At 69.4% G+C, this 17,708-nt stretch carries 14 protein-coding genes and 1 pseudogene; 6 read left to right on the top strand and 9 right to left on the bottom strand.

Annotated features, from left to right (window positions below; all coding sequences use genetic code 11):
• Positions 1–68 precede the first annotated feature (68 nt).
• The 5 genes from AC1DCG_RS07755 to AC1DCG_RS07735 all read right to left on the bottom strand — a co-directional run bounded on the left by AC1DCG_RS07755 (position 69) and on the right by AC1DCG_RS07735 (position 6,122).
• Entirely contained in the window at positions 69–1,823 is a 1,755-nt protein-coding gene (locus AC1DCG_RS07755; protein ID WP_477028957.1) for a M1 family metallopeptidase, read from the bottom strand.
• A 95-nt stretch (positions 1,824–1,918) separates the two neighbouring features.
• A complete protein-coding gene (locus AC1DCG_RS07750) occupies positions 1,919–2,488 on the bottom strand; it encodes a demethoxyubiquinone hydroxylase family protein (RefSeq protein WP_477036653.1) in 570 nt (189 codons plus the stop codon).
• Positions 2,485–3,045, bottom strand: a complete 561-nt coding sequence (locus AC1DCG_RS07745; RefSeq protein WP_477036652.1) for a disulfide bond formation protein B — start codon at positions 3,043–3,045, stop codon at positions 2,485–2,487. Before AC1DCG_RS07745 ends, AC1DCG_RS07750 begins: the two co-directional genes overlap by 4 nt.
• Positions 3,042–3,647: a YqaA family protein gene (locus tag AC1DCG_RS07740; protein ID WP_477028954.1), complete on the bottom strand. Its 606-nt coding sequence runs from the start codon at positions 3,645–3,647 to the stop codon at positions 3,042–3,044. The genes AC1DCG_RS07745 and AC1DCG_RS07740 overlap by 4 nt, the downstream gene beginning before the upstream one ends.
• 237 nt (positions 3,648–3,884) lie before the next feature.
• Complete coding sequence (locus tag AC1DCG_RS07735) at positions 3,885–6,122, bottom strand: TonB-dependent hemoglobin/transferrin/lactoferrin family receptor (protein ID WP_477028953.1); 2,238 nt, start codon at positions 6,120–6,122, stop codon at positions 3,885–3,887.
• 165 nt (positions 6,123–6,287) lie between these two features.
• Here AC1DCG_RS07735 and AC1DCG_RS07730 point away from each other — a divergent pair, with 165 nt between their 5' ends.
• Together AC1DCG_RS07730 and AC1DCG_RS07725 are read left to right on the top strand one after the other, a co-directional pair.
• Positions 6,288–7,070 (top strand): DUF4198 domain-containing protein, encoded by a 783-nt coding sequence (locus AC1DCG_RS07730; RefSeq protein ID WP_477028952.1) that lies wholly within the window; start codon positions 6,288–6,290, stop codon positions 7,068–7,070.
• Positions 7,071–7,078: 8 nt separating this feature from the next.
• On the top strand, positions 7,079–7,540 hold the full coding sequence (locus AC1DCG_RS07725; protein WP_477028951.1) for an EF-hand domain-containing protein: 462 nt from the start codon (positions 7,079–7,081) through the stop codon (positions 7,538–7,540).
• 69 nt (positions 7,541–7,609) lie between these two features.
• On the opposite strand, the gene AC1DCG_RS07720 is transcribed toward AC1DCG_RS07725, so the two are convergent.
• Positions 7,610–8,413, bottom strand: coding sequence for a glycoside hydrolase family 16 protein (locus AC1DCG_RS07720; protein ID WP_477028950.1), 804 nt, complete (start codon positions 8,411–8,413; stop codon positions 7,610–7,612).
• Positions 8,410–10,206, bottom strand: a complete 1,797-nt coding sequence (locus AC1DCG_RS07715) for a polysaccharide deacetylase family protein (RefSeq protein WP_477028949.1) — start codon at positions 10,204–10,206, stop codon at positions 8,410–8,412. Before AC1DCG_RS07715 ends, AC1DCG_RS07720 begins: the two co-directional genes overlap by 4 nt.
• A 174-nt stretch (positions 10,207–10,380) precedes the next feature.
• Between AC1DCG_RS07715 and metG the strand changes: the two genes are divergently transcribed.
• Both metG and AC1DCG_RS07705 read left to right on the top strand, forming a co-directional pair.
• Entirely contained in the window at positions 10,381–12,090 is a 1,710-nt protein-coding gene (gene metG, locus AC1DCG_RS07710) for a methionine--tRNA ligase (RefSeq protein WP_477028948.1), read from the top strand.
• A 183-nt stretch (positions 12,091–12,273) separates the two neighbouring features.
• The gene (locus tag AC1DCG_RS07705; protein WP_477028947.1) at positions 12,274–13,440 is read left to right on the top strand and encodes an MFS transporter; all 1,167 of its coding nucleotides are present in this window, start codon (positions 12,274–12,276) and stop codon (positions 13,438–13,440) included.
• Between the two features lie 159 nt (positions 13,441–13,599).
• Here AC1DCG_RS07705 and cysN read toward each other — a convergent pair whose 3' ends face one another.
• On the bottom strand, positions 13,600–15,507 hold the full coding sequence (gene cysN / locus AC1DCG_RS07700) for a sulfate adenylyltransferase subunit CysN (protein ID WP_477028946.1): 1,908 nt from the start codon (positions 15,505–15,507) through the stop codon (positions 13,600–13,602).
• Entirely contained in the window at positions 15,507–16,478 is a 972-nt protein-coding gene (cysD, locus tag AC1DCG_RS07695; RefSeq protein WP_477036650.1) for a sulfate adenylyltransferase subunit CysD, read from the bottom strand. The genes cysN and cysD overlap by 1 nt, the downstream gene beginning before the upstream one ends.
• Before the next feature lie 234 nt (positions 16,479–16,712).
• Between cysD and AC1DCG_RS07690 the strand changes: the two genes are divergently transcribed.
• Positions 16,713–16,910, top strand: coding sequence for a hypothetical protein (locus tag AC1DCG_RS07690; protein WP_165260342.1), 198 nt, complete (start codon positions 16,713–16,715; stop codon positions 16,908–16,910).
• Between the two features lie 198 nt (positions 16,911–17,108).
• Positions 17,109–17,708, top strand: a pseudogene (locus AC1DCG_RS07685) (hypothetical protein); the annotation flags it as partial.

Below are 17,708 nucleotides of genomic sequence, written 5' to 3'. Positions count from 1 at the left end.
GGTGGAGCCCTGAGTCCTAAGCCCGCATGCCTCGCAAACCGTGAAGGAACACGGTCAACGGAAGATGACTATTTCTTCGGCCGGGCGGGCGCGGGTTTGGCGGCCACGTCCTTGGCCGTCTTCCAGGCGTGGTAGGCCTCCAGGTAAGGTTGCCGGCGCAGGATCCTGGAGGCGGGGTCGACGATCACCGGAACGGCGGCGCCCACCCGCACGCGGCCGGTCCCGTCGGCCATCGAGAGCGTCACCACCTTGCTGCCCACCTTCACCTCGACCGGCATCGGGAAGCGCCCGGCCGGGGTCTTCCAGGCCAGCACCAGGTCATCGCCCTCGCGGGTCTCGACCAGGTCGGGCAGGGCGGCGTGGCGCAGATAGGCGTCGAAGAACCAGCGATAGTCGGCGCCGGTCGCGTCGTTGACGGCCTTGATGAAGTCTTCGGTCACCGCATAGCGCGGGGCGAAGTTGCCGGGCCTGGGATCGGGGCGGCCATAGACGAGCACGCGGGTGGCGGTGAAGAAGGCCTCGTCGCCGATCAGGCTGCGCAGCGTGTGCAGCATGTTGGCGCCCTTGTAGTAGATGTCCGTGCCGGGGCCGACCTTGGCGTCGTAGACGGCCTCCTCCTCCATCGGCTTGCCCGAGACAATGGGGAACTTGTTGAAGCTCTTCACCCGCATCTCGTTGAGCCGGACCATGTACTCCATGTCGCCGTGCAGCCACTGCGAATAGAGCGGCTGCATGTAGGTGCCGAAGGCCTCGTGCAGCCACATGTCGTCCCAGTCGACATTGGTCATCTGGTTGCCGAACCACTCGTGGGCCAGTTCGTGCTCCAGCAGCCAGTCGAAGCCGTAGATCTCCTGCGCGTAGCCGGCGCCGTAGGCGTTCAGCGTCTGGTGCTCCATGCCCAGGTGCGGGGTCTCGACCGCGCCCATCTTCTCGGACCGGAACGGGTAGGGACCGATCATCCCCTCGTAGAAGTCGAGCATCGGCTTGAACTGGGCGAACAGGCCGCGCGCCTTGGCCTCGTTGCCCTCGATGGCCCAGAACTCGATCGGGAAGCTGTCGCCGAAGCGGCTCTCGTAGGTGTCCTTCAGCTGCACATAGGGGCCGATGTTGAGGGCGACGGCGTAGGTGTTGGGGCTGTTCATCCGCCAGTGGAAGGTGCGCTTGCCGGCCGCCTCGCGAACGTCGACCAGCACCCCGCCGGACGGGGCCGACAGGGGGGCGGGCACGGTGACGTGCAGGTCGACCAGATCAGGCTCGCCGGTCGGGTGGTCGATGCACGGCCAGAAGAGGTCGCAGCCCTCGCCCTGGACGGCGGTGGCGATCCACGGGCGGCCGTCGGGCGTGCTGGCCCAGACGAAGCCGCCGTCCCACGGGGCGCGCTTGGCCTCGACGGGCACGCCGGCATAGCGGATCCGCACGGCGGTGGTGTGGCCGGCGGCGATAGGCGCGGGCGGGGTGATCGACAGGCGGCCGTCGGGATTGCGCCAGGCCGTCGGCGGCAGCTCACGACCGTCCAGCGACACCGCCGACACGGCGAGCTCGCGGTCGAGGTCCAGCACGATGGCCGGCAGTTCTTGGTCGGCGCGCAGGGCCAGCACGGCCTCGCCGGCGATGGCCTTGCGCTTGGGGAACACCTCGATCGACAGGTCGACGTGCTCGATGCGCACGCCGGCCTGATCGGGCTTCAGCGCCCCGCCGGTGGCCAGGGTCTGGGCCGTGGGGGCGGCGCGGGGCGGCTTGGACGGCTTGCGGGCGGGGGCGGCTGCGATCAGCAGCGGCAGGGCGGCGGCCAGGGCCAGGGCTCGAACGGACGATGCAGGCACGGCGACTCCCCGCGATGGACAGGTCCATCGGTAGGGGAGGCGGGCGCTGAGGCCAAGCCGTAGAAACCCTCCCTCGGTGAGAGAGGGGGGCGTTCCTAGATCTTCTCGCTGATCTTGATCGCCACCTTGCAGCCGGTCTGGATGACCGCGCTCAGCAGGGGGTAGGCCGTGGCCTCGTGGGCGCCTTCCTCGATGGCCAGGTCGTGGTGCATCAGTTCGTCCTCGCGGAACTGGACGAGCTCGGCGGTCAGGGTCGGGTCGCGGTCCTTCAGTTCCTCGATCTGGCCGGCATAGTGCTTCTCGATCACCGACTCGACGGCCTCGGTGCAGGCGTGGGCGGCCTTGTCGCCGATCAGGGCGGTGCCGGCGCCGAGGGTGAAGGCCGCCAGCCGCCACAGGGGCGACATCAGGGTCGGGCGGACCTTGTGCTCGTTCAGCAGCTCGTTGAAGCGCGACAGGTGGACCTGCTCGTGGCCCTCCATCTCCTTCAGCTGCTCGGCGACGCGCTGGTGGCCGCGGGCGTGCTTCATGACGGCCTGCTGGCCGCGATAGATGTGTACGGCGGCCAGTTCGCCGGCCTGGTCGACGCGCAGGATCTCGGCCAGGCGGGCGGCCTGGGCGCCGCGGCCGGGGCGGGGCGGAACGGCTTTCTGGGCGGCGCTCATTGCGAGGCCTCCTTACGGCGAAGGGCCGCGAAGGCCGAGACGACGGCCAGGCCCAGCGAGACCAGGGCGTTCCAGCCGGCCATGGACAGGCCCAGGAACACCCAGGCGGCCTTGTCGCACATCGGCGGCTGGATCTTGGCGCCCTTCAGCATGGCCACCAGGTCGCCCGACGTGGCGACGCCGCCGCCGGTGCAGGTGGTGGGACCGGGCCACCACTTCCATTCCACGCCCGCGTGGAAGGCCGCGAGCCCCGCGCCGTAGAGGAAGATCGCGCCCAGCAGCCACAGGGCCGGCGTCCGCAGGCGCGTCCAGAGCGGGGTGCGTTGAAGGACGGTGGCGACCAGGCCGACGGTTCCGGCGACCCAGTAGACCTCGCGCTGCTTCAGGCACAGGTGGCAGGGCGCCAGGCCCCCGAAGCTTTCGAAAGCGTGGGCCGCGCCCAGCATGATCGCGCTGGCGGCGAAGGCCAGGACCGGCCAGTGCTTGGCGATCCAGTCCAGGGACGGGCGCTTGGGAACGAGGGGACCGGTGGTCACGGCCGGGGTGTCGGTGGTCATACGGCGCACGCGCCTCCGCTGCTTCCTCCCAGGAAATGGCTCGCGGCGAGGCCGATGACAAGGAGCAGGATCAAACCGCCGGCCACCAGGGCCAGGCGGCGCTCGATCACCGGCAGCAGGGCCGGGCCGAATTTCTTGACCACGAAGGCGACGAGGAAGAAGCGCGCCCCGCGGGTGAGGACCGAGGCGAAGATGAACATCGGGAAGCTGAAGGCCGCCAGGCCCGAGGCGATGGTCACCAGCTTGTAGGGAATGGGGGTCAGGCCCTTGGCCAGGATCACCCACACCCCGTACTTATCGTACCAGCACTTGAACTCGGCCAGGCCGCCGGCATGGCCGGTTGCAGCCATCATCCACTGGCCGACCGGGGTCAGGAAGTAGCCGATGGCGTAGCCCAGGATCCCGCCCAGCACCGAGGCCAGGGTGCAGATGGCGGCGTAGCGCCAGGCGCGGTCCGGACGGGCCAGCACCATCGGGGCCAGCATCACGTCGGGCGGGACAGGGAAGAACGAGCTCTCCGCGAAGGAGACGGCGAACAGGCTCTTGGGCGCGTGACGCGAGGCGGCCAGGCCCATGACCCAGTCGTAGAGGCGGCGCAGCATGCGAACTCCCGTTTGCGGATGCGCCGTTGCTAGCAGGGGTCGGCGCGCTTGTCCCGGGCGATGCGACGACGATTTCCCGTTCTTTTTGCGACGCCGCGAAGGCGGGCGTTCCGCCGGGGGGTAGATAAGAAAACGCCCCGTCCTCCAGGCGCCGGGCCGACATGGCGCGGAGGAGGACGGGGCCACGCGGTCGCCGCAACATTACGACCGCGTGTCTCGGTTAGGACCTTGCGGGTCCTAGAACTTGACCGCCAGCGAGACGCTGTAGTTGCGTCCCGGAGCGGTGTAGCCGTCGACGACCACGGGCGCGGTCGCCGTCCCGGTCGTGGTCGCGCCGCGCACGTCGCTCCACCACCAGTACTTTTCGTCGGTCAGGTTGAAGACGCCGCCGCGCAGGGTGACCGCCTCGGTGACGTTCCAGTAGGCCGTGGCGTCGGCCGTGGTGAAGGCCGGCGGCGCGAAGCACGTGCCCGTGCAGGTGACGCCCAGGCTGTCGAACGACTTCTTCTGCACGTGCATGACGCTGAACTGGCCGCCGAAGCGACCGGCCGGGTCGCGGTAGGACAGGCCGGCCGTGAACTTGGCCGGGTCGACCGACTGCAGCGGCGTGCTCTTGCCGGCGTTGGTCGAGTAGCCGCGCGCATAGGCGGCCGTACCGATCAGGCGCCAGGCTTCGCCGATGAAGATCTCGCCGCGAGCCTCGGCCCCGCTGATCTCGGCCTCGGCCAGGTTGACGTACTGGTAGACCGCCGGGTTGGCGGCGGTGAACGCGCCGCCGACCTGGATCTGCTCGATGAAGTCGTCGTACTTGCCGGTGAAGCCGGTGACGCCCAGGTTCCACGTCGGCCGGCGCAGGCGGAAGCCGAGCTCGAAGCTGCGGCTGGTCTCGGGCTTCAGGTCCGGATTGGCGATGGACTTGTAGAAGCGCACCGGGTTGGAAAAGCCGTTGTTGACCTGCGAAGGCGAGGGGGCCTTGAAGCCGGTGGCGGCGTTGCCGAACACGCTGATCAGGTCGGTGACCTGCCAGACGGCCGACAGCTTGGGCGAGAAGCGCGAGTCGCTCTGGCTGACCGGCGTGTTGGCCGTGAACAGCGCGTCGCTCTTGGGCTCCAGCTTGTAGTAGTCGTAGCGCAGGGCCGGATAGAAGGTGACCGGACCGGCCGAGAACTCGTCCTGCACATAGGCGCCCAGCAGCGTGTAGTCGGTGACCGGGAACGGATGGTTGGGGAAGGTCTCCCCGGCGCCGGGCACGGTGCCGTCGCGCAGGCCGGTCTGGCGGGTGATCGAGACGTCGCCGCCCCAGACGATCCGGTGATCGGCCCCGGCCAGGCTGGCCTTGCTGTTCAGCTCTATCGCGCCGCCGAACACCTCGTTGTCGAACTTGGCGTCGCGGGTGCGGTCGGCGTTGGTGCGGAAGTCCTCGGCCGAGAACTGACGCGTGGTGCTGTCCTGGTAGTAGACGGTGGTGCGGGCGGTTTCGATCAGGCCCTGGCCGCCGGTGAAGACGTGGGCCAGGCTGACGCGGTCGCGGCGCATCTTGTCGAAGGCGGTGAGGCCGATCGTGGCGCCCGCGGTCTGGGCCGCCGTCGGGTTGGTCGGCAGGATGGTGATCGCCGACAGCACGTTCCAGTCGATGTCGCGATCCAGGTGGTCGACCGTCAGGGTGAACTTGTTGCGGTCGTCGAGGTTGAAGGCCAGCTTGCCGAGAATGGCGTTGGACTGGTTGTCCTCGGGGTTGGCCACCGTGCGGGCGACGCTGGACGAGCCGTTGGCGCCTTGGGTCTCGGTTTCGTGGCCGTCACGGCGGGTGTAGGCCAGCAGGCCTTCCCAGCGGCCGCTGGCGCCGGCCACCAGGGCGCTTTCGGTCCAGCTCTCGTCGGCCGACGCATAGCCCACGCGGCCGCGGGCGGCGAAGCTCTTGCCCTTCAGGATGTCGGACGGATCCTTGGTGAAGAAGCTGACCGAGCCGGCGACGCCGTCGCTGCCGTACAGCGCCGAGGCCGGGCCGCGGACGATCTCGACCGACTTCAGCACGTCGACGTCGACATAGTCGCCGCGACCGACCGACTGGGCGCCGAAGGCGTAGCCGTCGGGGATGCGCACGCCGTCGACCATGATCAGCACGCGGTTGCTCTCGAGGCCGCGGATGGCGAAGCCGGCGTTGCCGTCGCGACCCGTGGACGAACCGGCGGCGGTGAAGCGCGACGGGGCGCTGCGCACCGCGACGCCGGGCTCGAAGCGCACCAGGTCCTTGGCGTCGTTGATGAGGGCGTCTTCGATTTCCTGGCTCGTCGTCACCGAGACGGTGGCCGGCACGGCCAGCACCGACTTCTCGCTACGGGTGGCGGTGACGGTGACCTTGTCCAGCTCGGCCGTGTCGGCGGCCGAGGACGCGTCGGCCGCGAAGGCCGCCGTGGCGGAGAGCAGGGCGCCGGCCGAGACGGCGGCGAAGCATATGAGTTTGTTGCGCGACAAAAGAAGGAACCCCCAGTTTTCGGCCTCAGATGCGAATTGTTCGCATTCGTTGGGTGGGGAGCTACGACCGTCTGGCGATTGGGTCAAGTTATTTGCGATTGATTCTTAGATTCATCCGCAATAGGAGCCTTCCCAACGCACCGATCGTCCTTGAGGGGGATTCCGATGAAGACCATGCTCGCTTCGGCGGCGCTGCTGGCGGGCCTTGGCCTGTCCGGCCTGGCGCACGCCCACTCGCCCTACATGCTGCCCAGCACCTTCGACGTCTCCAGCCGCAAGGTCGTCACGGTGCAGGGCTCGTTCGCCGAAGAGTTCTTCACCCCCGAAGTGGTGATGAAGTCCGACGCCTATGCGGTGGTCGGTCCCGACGGCGTGCGCAAGCCGCTGACCCCGACCTACCTGCGCGAGCTGGCCCTGGTGGAAGCGCCGATCGAGGCTGCCGGCACCTATCGCATCACCACCGGCCAGCGCGCCGGGCGCGTCGGCAAGGCCACGCTGGTCAACGGCGAGTGGGAGTTCCTGGAGCCGGGCAAGGCGCCGGCCGGCGCCCAGATGGTCGACATGCAGAGCATCACCACCGCCGACGTCTACGTGACCAAGGGCGCGCCCAGCGCCGCCGCGCTGGCCCCGGTCGGCAAGGGTCTGGAGTTCCAGGCCGTCACCAACCCCAGCGACATCACCACCGGCCAGCCGGCCAAGTTCGTGGTGCTGTACGACGGCAAGCCGGTGTCCGGCCAGGAGGTCACCGTGACCGCCGGCGGCGACCGCTACGCCGACGCCAAGAGCGCCCCGGTCACCGTCAAGAGCGACGCCCAGGGCCGCTTCGAGATCAAGCCCGAGCGTTCGGGCGTCTACCAGGTGCAGGCCCGCTATCGCGTCGCGCCGGCCGCGGCCGGCCAGCCCGGCCAGAGCCACACCTACTCGCTGACCTTCGAATCCCTGCGCTGAGAACCCAGATGATCCGCAACACCCTGATCCTGGCCGCTGTCCTGGCCGCCGTCTCCGCTCCGGCCCTGGCCGCCTCGCACGCCCGCGACACCTTCATCAAGGAGCAGGACGTCAACGGCGACGGCGTCGTCACCAAGGAAGAGTTCGTCATCACCCGCGAGCAGCTCTTCAAGGCCATTGACGCCGACAAGAACGGCGTGCTGTCCAAGGAAGAGTACGTCGGCGAGTTCAAGGGCCGTCTCGAAAAGCGCCTCGCCGCCTCGACCGAGACCGCCGAGAAGAAGGAAGAAGAGCGCGTTCGCCAGATGCGCCAGGCCGACGTGCGCTTCGGCGTCCTCGACAGCGACAAGAGCGGCGGCATCACCCCGGCCGAGTTCGCCTATTCGGGCTGGCGGATGTTCGTGACCCACGACACCAACAAGGACGGCACGGTCTCGGCCGCCGATCCGGTGGCCGCCGACACGAACTGATCCAGGTCAGTCCGTTCCCCTTGGGGGGCGCGCCCCCGGTTCCTTGATCCCCTTCTGGAGCCGGGGGCGCTAGTTCTCCGCGTAGACGCGCACCCAGTCGACCAGCAGGCTCTCGGGCAGGGCCGCGTCGTCGACTCCGCGCCGACCCGTGGTCTCCGCCCACCGTCCGCCGACCGCCAGGTTGAGGATCAGGTGGAAGCGCTCGTCGAAGGGCCGCCCGCCCGGACGGGTGAAGTAGGGCTTGCCGTCGAGCAGCCAGGTCAGCCGTTTCGGCGTCCATTCCAGCGCGAAGACATGGAAGGCCGTCAGGTCGCCCAGGGCCGTGTCCGCCGAGTCGCTGCGGTTGGCCTGCAGCGTCGGGCCGTGATGCGCGGCCCCCCGCACCCGGTCGCGGCACGACCGGCAGCGCACCCCCAGGTTCACCGCCTCGGCGATGTCGATCTCGCCCGACAGCGGGTAGGGGCCGTAGTTGTCGTGCTCGGGCAGCATCCAGATCGCCGGCCAGAGACCCTGGCCCAGCGGCAGCTTGGCGCGCACCTCGATGCGGCCGTAGCGGAACGAGGCCAGGCCCTTGGTGCTGACCCCGCCCGAGGCGTAGTCGCGGCTCACGCGCGGGCCGCCGTTGCGGCGCGCCGGGCCCGACGCGCGCTCCTTGCGAGCGTTGAGCCGCAGCACCCCGCCCGAGACCGAGACGTTGTCCGGCGCGTAGCACTGGCGCTCCTCGTTGCCGCCGCCCCAGCAGTCGGCGGCGGCCGTCCACCTGGCCGGATCCAGGCGATCGCCGTCGAATTCGTCCGACCAGATCAGCCGCGGCGCGGCGGCGGCCGGGCCGGCCAGGGCGGCCAGCAGCAGGGCGATCGCCAGGCGTCTCACTTGATCGCCGTCGTCGAGCGGCCGCCGGGCGGCAGCTGCAGCGTCACGCGACCCTGGGCGGTTTTGGGCAGCAGCACCTCGACCTCGGTCGCGCCCTTGGGCGCGTCGGCGGCCAGGACCCATCCGTCGCCGCGCGGCTGTACGTCCAGGTCCAGGGCGTCGCGCGCCGTCCACCAGTCGCCGAACTGGCGCACCCCGCCCATCCACGCCCGGCCCTTCCAGCGGTCGGCCAGGGCCTCCTCGAACCGCAGCTTGTCGCCGACCAGGTTGGGGTGGATCAGCACCGTGACCACGCCGCGCTCGCGGGCCACCTTGGCCACCAGCGCGTCGGCGGCGTCGAGGCGCTGCAGCAGCGGCGGGGCTTCCTCGTCCTCGACGCCGACCGGGAACTCGAACACCGGCTGCAGCGCGCCGTCGGCCCGCCCGTCGGTCAGCTGGAAGGGCAGGTGGGTCAGCACGGTGTTGGCGGTGATCGACGAGGAATAGCGATAGCCGCTGGCCTCCAGGGCCTGGGGCAGGGTGAACGGATAGGCCAGCCGTCCGGGCCGGAACGAGACCACGTCCGCGCCCGCCAGCCGGTCCAGCAGGAACTTCGACACCCGAAGCTCGCCCAGGATCGTGGCCCCCTTCACGGTGTCGACGGTCTGGACGAAGGGACGATAGCGCGGATAGCGCTCGCGGCCGTCGCCCAGCGGCATCGTGTGCTCGAAGGCGCCCGAATGGGCGACGGTGTGGCTGCCGACTTCCTGGCCGCGCGCCAGCAGGCCCTTGACGTCGGCCACGGCCGCGTCGTCGAAGAACACCTTGTCGTTGTAGTCCTTCATGTACTTGGTCTGGACGAAGAACGTGCCTTGGACGCCCCGCGCCTTCAGGGCGTCGGCATAGGCCAGGGCGTTGTGGACCGACGGTCCGTAGTCGACATCGTGGGTGAAGAGGATCGATGCCTGGCGGCCGGCCGGGGCGGTCGAGACCAGCCAGGGCATCGGCTCGCCGGCCACGTAGAGGTCGCGGACCCAGCGAAACAGCACGTCGAGCGAGGGCTCGTAGCCGTTGACGTAGTGGCGGGCCAGAGCCTCGGCGCGGCCGTTCATCGAGCGCTGCGCCAGCGAGCCCAGGTCGACGCCCAGCACGCAGGCCTGGCCGCCCACCTTCCTGCACGCTGCGGCGATCGAACCGTCGTCGAAGCGGGCCGCCGCCTGCGCCGTCCCCGGCGCGTAGCCGACGCTGGCGACCTTGGCCTCGCCGGTGGAGGAGACGACGATCTCGTCGCTCTCGGGCTCGCCGGTAGCGCTGGTCCAGCGCATGCGCAGTCGCGAGGAGGCCTCGGTTCCCTCGCCGACGCCGAACAGCTCGCCAAGCCCGCCGCCGGCCAGGTTGAAGGCGACCACCGTGCCGCCGTCGCGCACATGCTGGGCCAGGGCGCGCAGCTGCTCGGCGCTCAGCACCCGACCCGAGACGATCGGATAGACCAGAACCACCTTGTGCCGCAGGGCCTTGGCGGGATCCTGCGTGACGGTGATCGGCACGCCGTGGGCGCGGAAGCCGCGCACCAGGCCCAGCCATCCCGACTGCGGATCGGTGACCAGAATCGCCAGGCGGTGCGGGCCGCCCCTGTCGAACTGTGCGATGCGGGTGCGGGGCGGTTCGACGATCTTCGAGGCCTTGGCCGGACCGCGCACGCCGGGAAAGACGTGCATCACCGACGGATCAGGCCGCTCGCGCCACCACCACCAGCCGCCGGCCAGCAGCACGGCGAGCGCGACGAGCAGCAGCGGCAGGCGACGGCGCATCATGGGGCCTCCAGTCCAGCGTCCGGCATCCAAGCCTGAAAACGCCCGCCGCGCGAGCCCATGATTTCGCGCGCTGACAGGTTGCGGGCGAGCCGCGACGCTTTCCCTTCGGCGCGCGGGCTTCTATATGCGGACGCCTCCTGTTTCTCGTTCGTCCCCGGAAAGACGCCCCGTCCCATGGCTCGCATCCTGATCACCTCGGCCCTGCCGTACATCAACGGCATCAAGCACCTGGGGAACCTTGCGGGGTCGATGCTGCCGGCCGACGTCTATGCGCGCTTCCAGCGGGCCCGGGGCCACGACACCCTCTACATCTGCGCCACCGACGAGCACGGCACGCCCGCTGAACTGGCCGCCGCCGCCGCCGGCCAGGACGTCCAGACCTATTGCGAGGAGCAGCACGTGCTGCAGCACGACGTGGGCCGCGCGTTTGGCCTGTCGTGGGACCATTTCGGCCGTTCGTCCTCGCCGCAGAACCATCGCCTGACCCAGCACTTCGCCGAGGTGCTGGAAGCGCAAGGCCTGATCGAGGAACGGGTCGACCAGATGGTCTACTCGATCGACGACCGCCGCTTCCTGCCCGATCGCTACATCGAGGGCACCTGCCCGCACTGCGGCTTCGAAAAGGCTCGCGGCGACCAGTGCGACAACTGCGGCAACCTCCTGGACCCGACCGACCTGAAGGACCCGTACTCGGTGATCTCGGGCTCGCGGAACCTGGAAGTGCGCGACACCAAGCACCTCTATCTTCTCCAGACCAAGATGGCCGACCGCATCCGCGCCTGGGTCGACGCCCACCCCGACTGGCCGACCCTGGCCAAGTCGATCGCCTACAAGCACCTGGACGAGGGCCTGATCGATCGCGGCATCACCCGCGATCTGGCCTGGGGCGTGCCGGTGACCAAGGACGGCCTGCCGCGTCCGGGCATGGAGGAGAAGGTCTTCTACGTCTGGTTCGACGCGCCGATCGAGTACATCGCCGCCACCCAGGAATGGGCCGAGGCCGGCGAGGGCCGTGACTGGCGCTCGTGGTGGCGCACCGACGCCGGCGCCGACGACGTCCGCTACGTCCAGTTCATGGGCAAGGACAACGTGGCGTTCCACACCGTCAGCTTCCCCGCGACCATTCTCGGCTCGGAAGAGCCGTGGAAGAGCGTCGACATGCTCAAAGCCTTCAACTGGCTGAACTGGTACGGCGGCAAGTTCTCGACCAGCAGCAAGCGCGGCGTGTTCATGGACGCGGCGCTCGACATCCTGCCGCCGGATCTCTGGCGCTGGTACCTGACCTCGAACTCGCCGGAAGGCAGCGATACCGCCTTCACCTGGGAGCAGTTCGCCAGCGCCGTGAACCGCGACCTGGCCGACGTGCTGGGCAACTTCGTCAACCGCATCCTGAAGTTCACCGAGAGCAAGTTCGACGGCGTCGTGCCCGAGGGCGGCGAAATCGGTCCGCTTGAGGAGAAGCTCTACGCCGACGTCGCCGAGCGCCTGGCCGACCTCGCCGAGCAGATGGACGCCATCGAGATCCGCAAGAGCGCCCAGGCGCTGCGGGCCTTGTGGGTTGTCGGCAACGAGTACCTGCAGGAAGCCGCCCCCTGGACGGCGATCAAGACCGACCGCGACCGCGCCGCGGTGATCGTGCGCACGGCCCTGAATCTCGCCGCGCTCTACGCCCGCATCTCGGCCCCGTTCATCCCGTTCGCCGCCGAGAAGATCGGCGAGGCCTTCGGCCAGGCCTGGCCGCCCGCGTGGCCGTCGTCGGACGTCGCGGCCGAGCTGTCGACCGTGCCGGCCGGCCAGACGGTTCGTGCGCCGGAAGTTCTGTTCAAGAAGATCGACGACGACATGATCGCCGAGTGGGCCGCACGGTTTGGGGGCGCGGAGTAAATAGACCCTCCCCTGAAGGGGGAGGTGGTCCGAAGGGCCGGAGGGGGAAGTCCCTGCTGAAACTGGTGAAGTCGCAGGCGTGGGAGGTCACATCCCCCTCCGTCGGCTTCGCCGACACCTCCCCTTCAGGGGGAGGGTCTGAAACCGCTTCCCCTTCACCGCACACCGCTCTACGAGCGGGCCATGCCGCTCGTCGCCCGTCTCAGCCTGTTCTACGTGGCCATCTACCTGGTCATCGGGGTGAGCCTGCCGTACGTGGCCACCTTCCTGCGGGCGAGGGGGCTTTCGGGGGCCGAGATCGGGGCCGTGCTGGCCGCGCCGCTGCTGCTCAAGCCCTTCACCGGTTCGATCCTGGCCGTCTGGGCCGACGGCTTCAGCCTGCGACGCTCGCCGATGATCCTGCTGGCGATCGCCGCCGCCGGGGCCTATCTCGCCATGCTGGTCGCGCCGGGGTTCTGGAGCCTGCTGGTCTGCTGGTTGGTGGGCGCGACGCTGTTCTCGACCATCTCGCCGCTGATCGACGTGGTGACCCTGCGCCGGGCGCGGCTGGAAGGCTTCAACTACGGCCTGCCGCGCGGATCGGGCTCCAGCGCCTTCATCGCCGCCAACCTGGCCATGGGCGTGGTGCTGACCCTGGTCGGCGCCGAGATCATCGTCGTCTGGATCACCGTGGCGGCCCTGCTGACCGCCTTCGCGGCCTTCGTCCTGGTTCCGCCCGAGCGCGTGCACGACGAGGGCGAGGCCCCCGCCAAGCGTGATCGCTGGAAGGGCCTGGGCAGCCTGCTGACCGACCGGGTGTTCGTGCTGGCGGTGGTCACCGCCGGCCTGATCCAGGGCGCGCACGGCTTCTACTACAGCTTCTCGACCATCCTCTGGCGCAAGCAGGAGATCCCCGAGCCGATGATCGGCGTCCTGTGGGGCGTCGGCGTCGCGGCCGAGGTCGGGTTCATGTGGTTCCTGGAACCCTGGCGGCGTCGGGTGGGGCCGGGGCGTCTGTTGGCCATGGGCGCCGGCGCGGCGGTGATCCGCTGGACGGCCTACGCCTTCGCCCCGCCGCTGTGGGCGCTGTTCCCGCTGCAGGCGCTGCACGCCTTCACCTTCGCGGCCAGCTTCCTGGCCTCGCTGCAGCTGATCGAGCGCCTGACGCCGCCCAAGAGCGCCTCGGCCGCCCAGGCCCTGAACTCGGCGGTGTCGCAGGGCTTCACCCTGGGCCTGGCGACCTTGGCTTCGGGCCCGCTGTTCGACGCCCTGGGCGTGAAGGGCTACTGGGCGATGGCGGCCCTGGGCGCGGCCGGGCTGTGCGGCGCGCTGGTGCTGGGCCGCAGCGCGCGGGTGAAGGCGGGGGCGTAGGGGCGCCTCTACCCCTTGGTTGTCTTCCCGGCCGCAGCGAAGCGGAGCGCCGGGATCTCCCACGGCGGCCTTGTCCTGAAACGTGGGAGATCCCGGCTCTACGGCGCTGCGCGCCTTCGGCCGGGATGACAACCGAAGGAAAGGGGCGACGCCCCCTCCCTAGATCTCGTACGAGACCTCTTCGCCTTCCAGCCAGGCCACGATCTGCTCGGCCGCGGCCACCGGGTCGACCTTGGTCGTGTCGATGACCAGTTCGGCCGCCTCGGGCGCCTCGTAGGGGCTGTCGATGCCGGTGAAGTTCTTCAGCTGGCCCGAGCGCGCCTTCTTGTAGAGGCCCTTGACGTCGCGGCTCTCGGCCACGGCCAGGGGAGTGTCGACGAACACCTCGACGAACTCGCCGTCGTTGAGGATCTCGCGCGCCATCTGGCGCTCGGCCCGGAACGGCGAGATGAAGGCGGTCAGCACGATCAGGCCGGCGTCGACCATCAGCTTGGCCACCTCGGCCACCCGGCGGATGTTCTCGACGCGGTCCTCCTCGGTGAAGCCGAGGTCCTTGTTGAGGCCGTGGCGGACGTTGTCGCCGTCCAGCAGGTAGGTGTGGCGGCCCAGCGCGTGCAGGCGCTTTTCCACCAGGTTGGCGATGGTCGACTTGCCCGCGCCCGACAGGCCCGTCAGCCACACCACGCGGCCGCGCTGGCTCTTCAGCGCCGCGCGCGAGGCCTTGGAGACGTCGGTGTGCTGCCAGTGGATGTTGTCGGCCCGGCGCAGGGCGAAGTTCAGCATGCCCGCGCCGACGGTGCGGTTGCTGATCCGGTCGATCAGGATGAAGCCGCCCAGGTCGCGGTTGTCGGCATAGGCCTCGAACGGGATGGCCTGGTCGAGCGAGATGTTGACGTGGGCGATCTCATTGAGCTCCAGCCGCTTGGCGGCCGTGTGCTCCAGCGTGTTGACGTTCACCCGGTGCTTGATCTCGGTGATGCTGGCCCCGACCAGGCGCGCGCCGATCTTCAGCAGGTAGGAGCGGCCGGGCGGCAGGGGCTCGTCGTCCATCCACACCAGCGTCGCCTCGAACTGGCCGGCGACCGCCGACGGCGCGTCGGCCGTGACCAGCACGTCGCCTCTGGAGACGTCGACTTCATCCGTCAGCGTGATGGTCACCGACTGGCCGGCGACGGCGCGGTCCAGGTCGCCGGGCAGGGTGACGATGCGCGACACCCGGCTTTCGCGGCCGGACGGCAGCACCTTGACCCGGTCGCCCGGCTTGACCACGCCCGAGGCCACCTGGCCCGAGAAGCCGCGGAAGTCGAGATTGGGGCGGTTGACCCACTGCACCGGCATGCGGAAGGGCTGGGCCTGCAGGCTGTCCTCGACCTCGATGCTTTCCAGCCAGTCCATCAGGATCGGGCCGTCGAACCACGGCGTATGCTCGCTGCGCGCGGCCATGTTGTCGCCGCCCAGGCCCGAGATCGGGATCGGGGTGAAGACCGAAAGGCCGATCTTCTCGGCGAAGGCGCGGTAGTCGGCGACGATGGCGTCGAACACCGCCTTGTCCCAGTCGACCAGGTCCATCTTGTTGACCGCCAGCACCACGTTGCGGATGCCGAGCAAGGACACGAGGTAGGAGTGGCGGCGGGTCTGGGTCAGCACGCCCTTGCGCGCGTCGATCAGGATCACGGCCGCGTCGGCTGTCGAGGCGCCGGTGACCATGTTGCGCGTGTACTGCTCGTGGCCGGGGGTGTCGGCGACGATGAACTTGCGCTTGTCGGTCGAGAAGAACCGGTAGGCGACGTCGATGGTGATGCCCTGCTCGCGCTCGGCGGCCAGGCCGTCGACCAGCAGGGCGAAGTCGATCGCCCCGCCTTGGGTGCCGACGCGCTTGGAGTCGGCCTCGAGGGCGGCCATCTGGTCCTCGAAGATCATCTTGCTGTCGTAGAGCAGCCGGCCGATCAGGGTGGACTTGCCGTCGTCGACGCTGCCGCAGGTGATGAAGCGCAGCAGCGACTTGTTCTGGTGGGCCTCGAGATAGGCCTCGATGTCTTCGGCGATGAGGGCGGACTGGTGAGCCATCAGAAGTAGCCCTCCTGCTTCTTCTTCTCCATCGAGGCGGACTGGTCGTGGTCGATGACCCGCCCCTGGCGCTCGCTGGTGGTGGTCAGGAGCATCTCCTGGATGATCTGCGGCAAGGTCGAGGCGGTGCTCTCGACGGCGCCGGTCAGCGGGTAGCAGCCCAGGGTGCGGAAGCGCACGCTCTTGATCTGCGGCTCTTCGCCCTCACGCAGACGGAAGCGCTCGTCGTCGACCATGATCAGCGCGCCGTCGCGCTCGACCACCGGCCGCGGGGCCGAGAAGTAGAGCGGCACGATCGGGATGTTCTCCAGGTGGATGTATTGCCAGACGTCCAGCTCGGTCCAGTTGGAGATCGGGAAGACGCGCAAGGATTCACCCGGGTGCTTGCGGGTGTTGTAGAGCTTCCACAGCTCGGGGCGCTGGTTCTTCGGGTCCCAGCGTTGCTCGGCCGAGCGGAAGCTGAACACGCGCTCCTTGGCGCGGCTCTTCTCCTCGTCGCGGCGAGCGCCGCCGAAGGCCGCGTCGAAGCCGTACTTGGCCAGGGCCTGCTTGAGGCCTTCGGTCTTCCAGAGGTCGGTGTGCAGGGCGCTGCCGTGGTCGAACGGATTGATGCCGCGCGCCTCGGCCTCGGGGTTCTTGTGGACCAGAAGGTCAAAGCCCAGCTGCTCGGCGATCTTGTCGCGCAGCTCGTACATCGCCTTGAACTTCCAGGTCGTGTCGACGTGCAGCAGCGGGAAGGGCGGCTTGGACGGATAGAACGCCTTGGCGGCCAGGTGCAGCATCACCGCGCTGTCCTTGCCGATCGAGTACAGCATGACCGGGTTTTCGCACTCGGCCGCGACCTCGCGCATGATGTGGATGCTCTCGGCTTCCAGGCGCTGCAGGTGGGTGAGGCGGGCGGGGGTGATCAGCGGCATCTGCGGCTCGTAAGCGACGGCGGGCGCCTGGGGTGCAAGCTGGGTAAGGGCCAAGACGGTCGTCCGCAAACAGAAAGACTTCGCCTCTCGCCGGACGGCGGGAAGCGAAGTACCGGGGGAGCCTGCGACCTAGGTCCCTGGGCCTTTGGGAGCAAGGCTCAGAAATCTAGGGGCGCTGTCAGCTTGTGTGGGTGCCGTTGCGCCAACATGACCAAAAGTTCATTCGAGCATGACCATGGATTGCGGCATAACGGCGCTATCGGATCGACGGGTAAGCCGATGTCCTTCTTGTCAGAACTCCTCGCGGCTGTCGTGCTGTGGCTCTCGGCCACGGCCCTTTGCCAATTCGGCGTGGTGATCGAGGAAAAGATCGTCAAGCCGAAGGTCGAACGCACCGTGGCGCGTTCGCCGCGCCAGGCCGTGCGCCTGGAAACCGCCCCCAAGATCGTCTGCCCCGAACAGGCCGCGCGCCTCGCCCGCGCCTGATCCGTCCGCCCCGGGATCGTCGGGGCGAGCCCCCGCAGAATCGCGCAACACTCGGTCCGCTTTGGGGAAAACCGCGTCAACCGGCTATGCGCGGGCGCCTTTCGCGGCTAGGTTTACTCGCCTGCGCGATGAAGGGGCTTGCGCGCTGCGTCGCTGTGAGAGGCCCCCTCGTCGTTCGCCTTGGGACAGTGGCTGCGTATGAAGCCTAAGAAGCGCCGACCGCTCGACTTTTCCACCCTGCCGGTGGAGACGCCCCGCGACGATGCGGCGCCTGCTTCTGGCCTGCCCGAGTCGGAACCCTTCGCAGCCGCCGAGCCCGATCCGGACGCGCCGATCAGCGAGCCGGACAACGATCTCGACATCGCCGACCTGCCGGAAGCCGGCTTCCTGGCCGCGTCGTCGCGCGGCGCGCGTCCGCCGTCCTATCAGCCGCCCGAGCCCCAGCCCGAACCGGCGCCCGAGCCGCTGGCCTCTTCGATCGCGCCCGAACCCGAACCGGCGTCACTGGCCGAGCCGGCCCCCGAACCGTACGAACCGCCGCTGCGCGAGGATCGCTCCAGCGCGCGCCGGTCGTTCTTCCGCACCTCCGCGCCTCCGGAACCGGTCGCGCCGCCGGAGCCTGAAGCCGAACCGATCGCCGAGGCGCCGCCGCCCGCGCCCGAACCAGAACCCATGCCCGAATTTGCTCCGCCGCCCGAGCCGCGCAGCCGTCGCACGCGCAGCGCCGAGCGTGCGCCGGCCGACGACCTGCCGCCGCTGCCGACCTTCCTGACCGCCCCCGCCGCGGCCCAGCCGCCG

Source organism: Caulobacter sp. 10L414, assembly GCF_056395525.1.
Note: the sequence above shows the minus strand (reverse complement) of the source record. Positions and strands in the feature narration are given on the sequence as shown.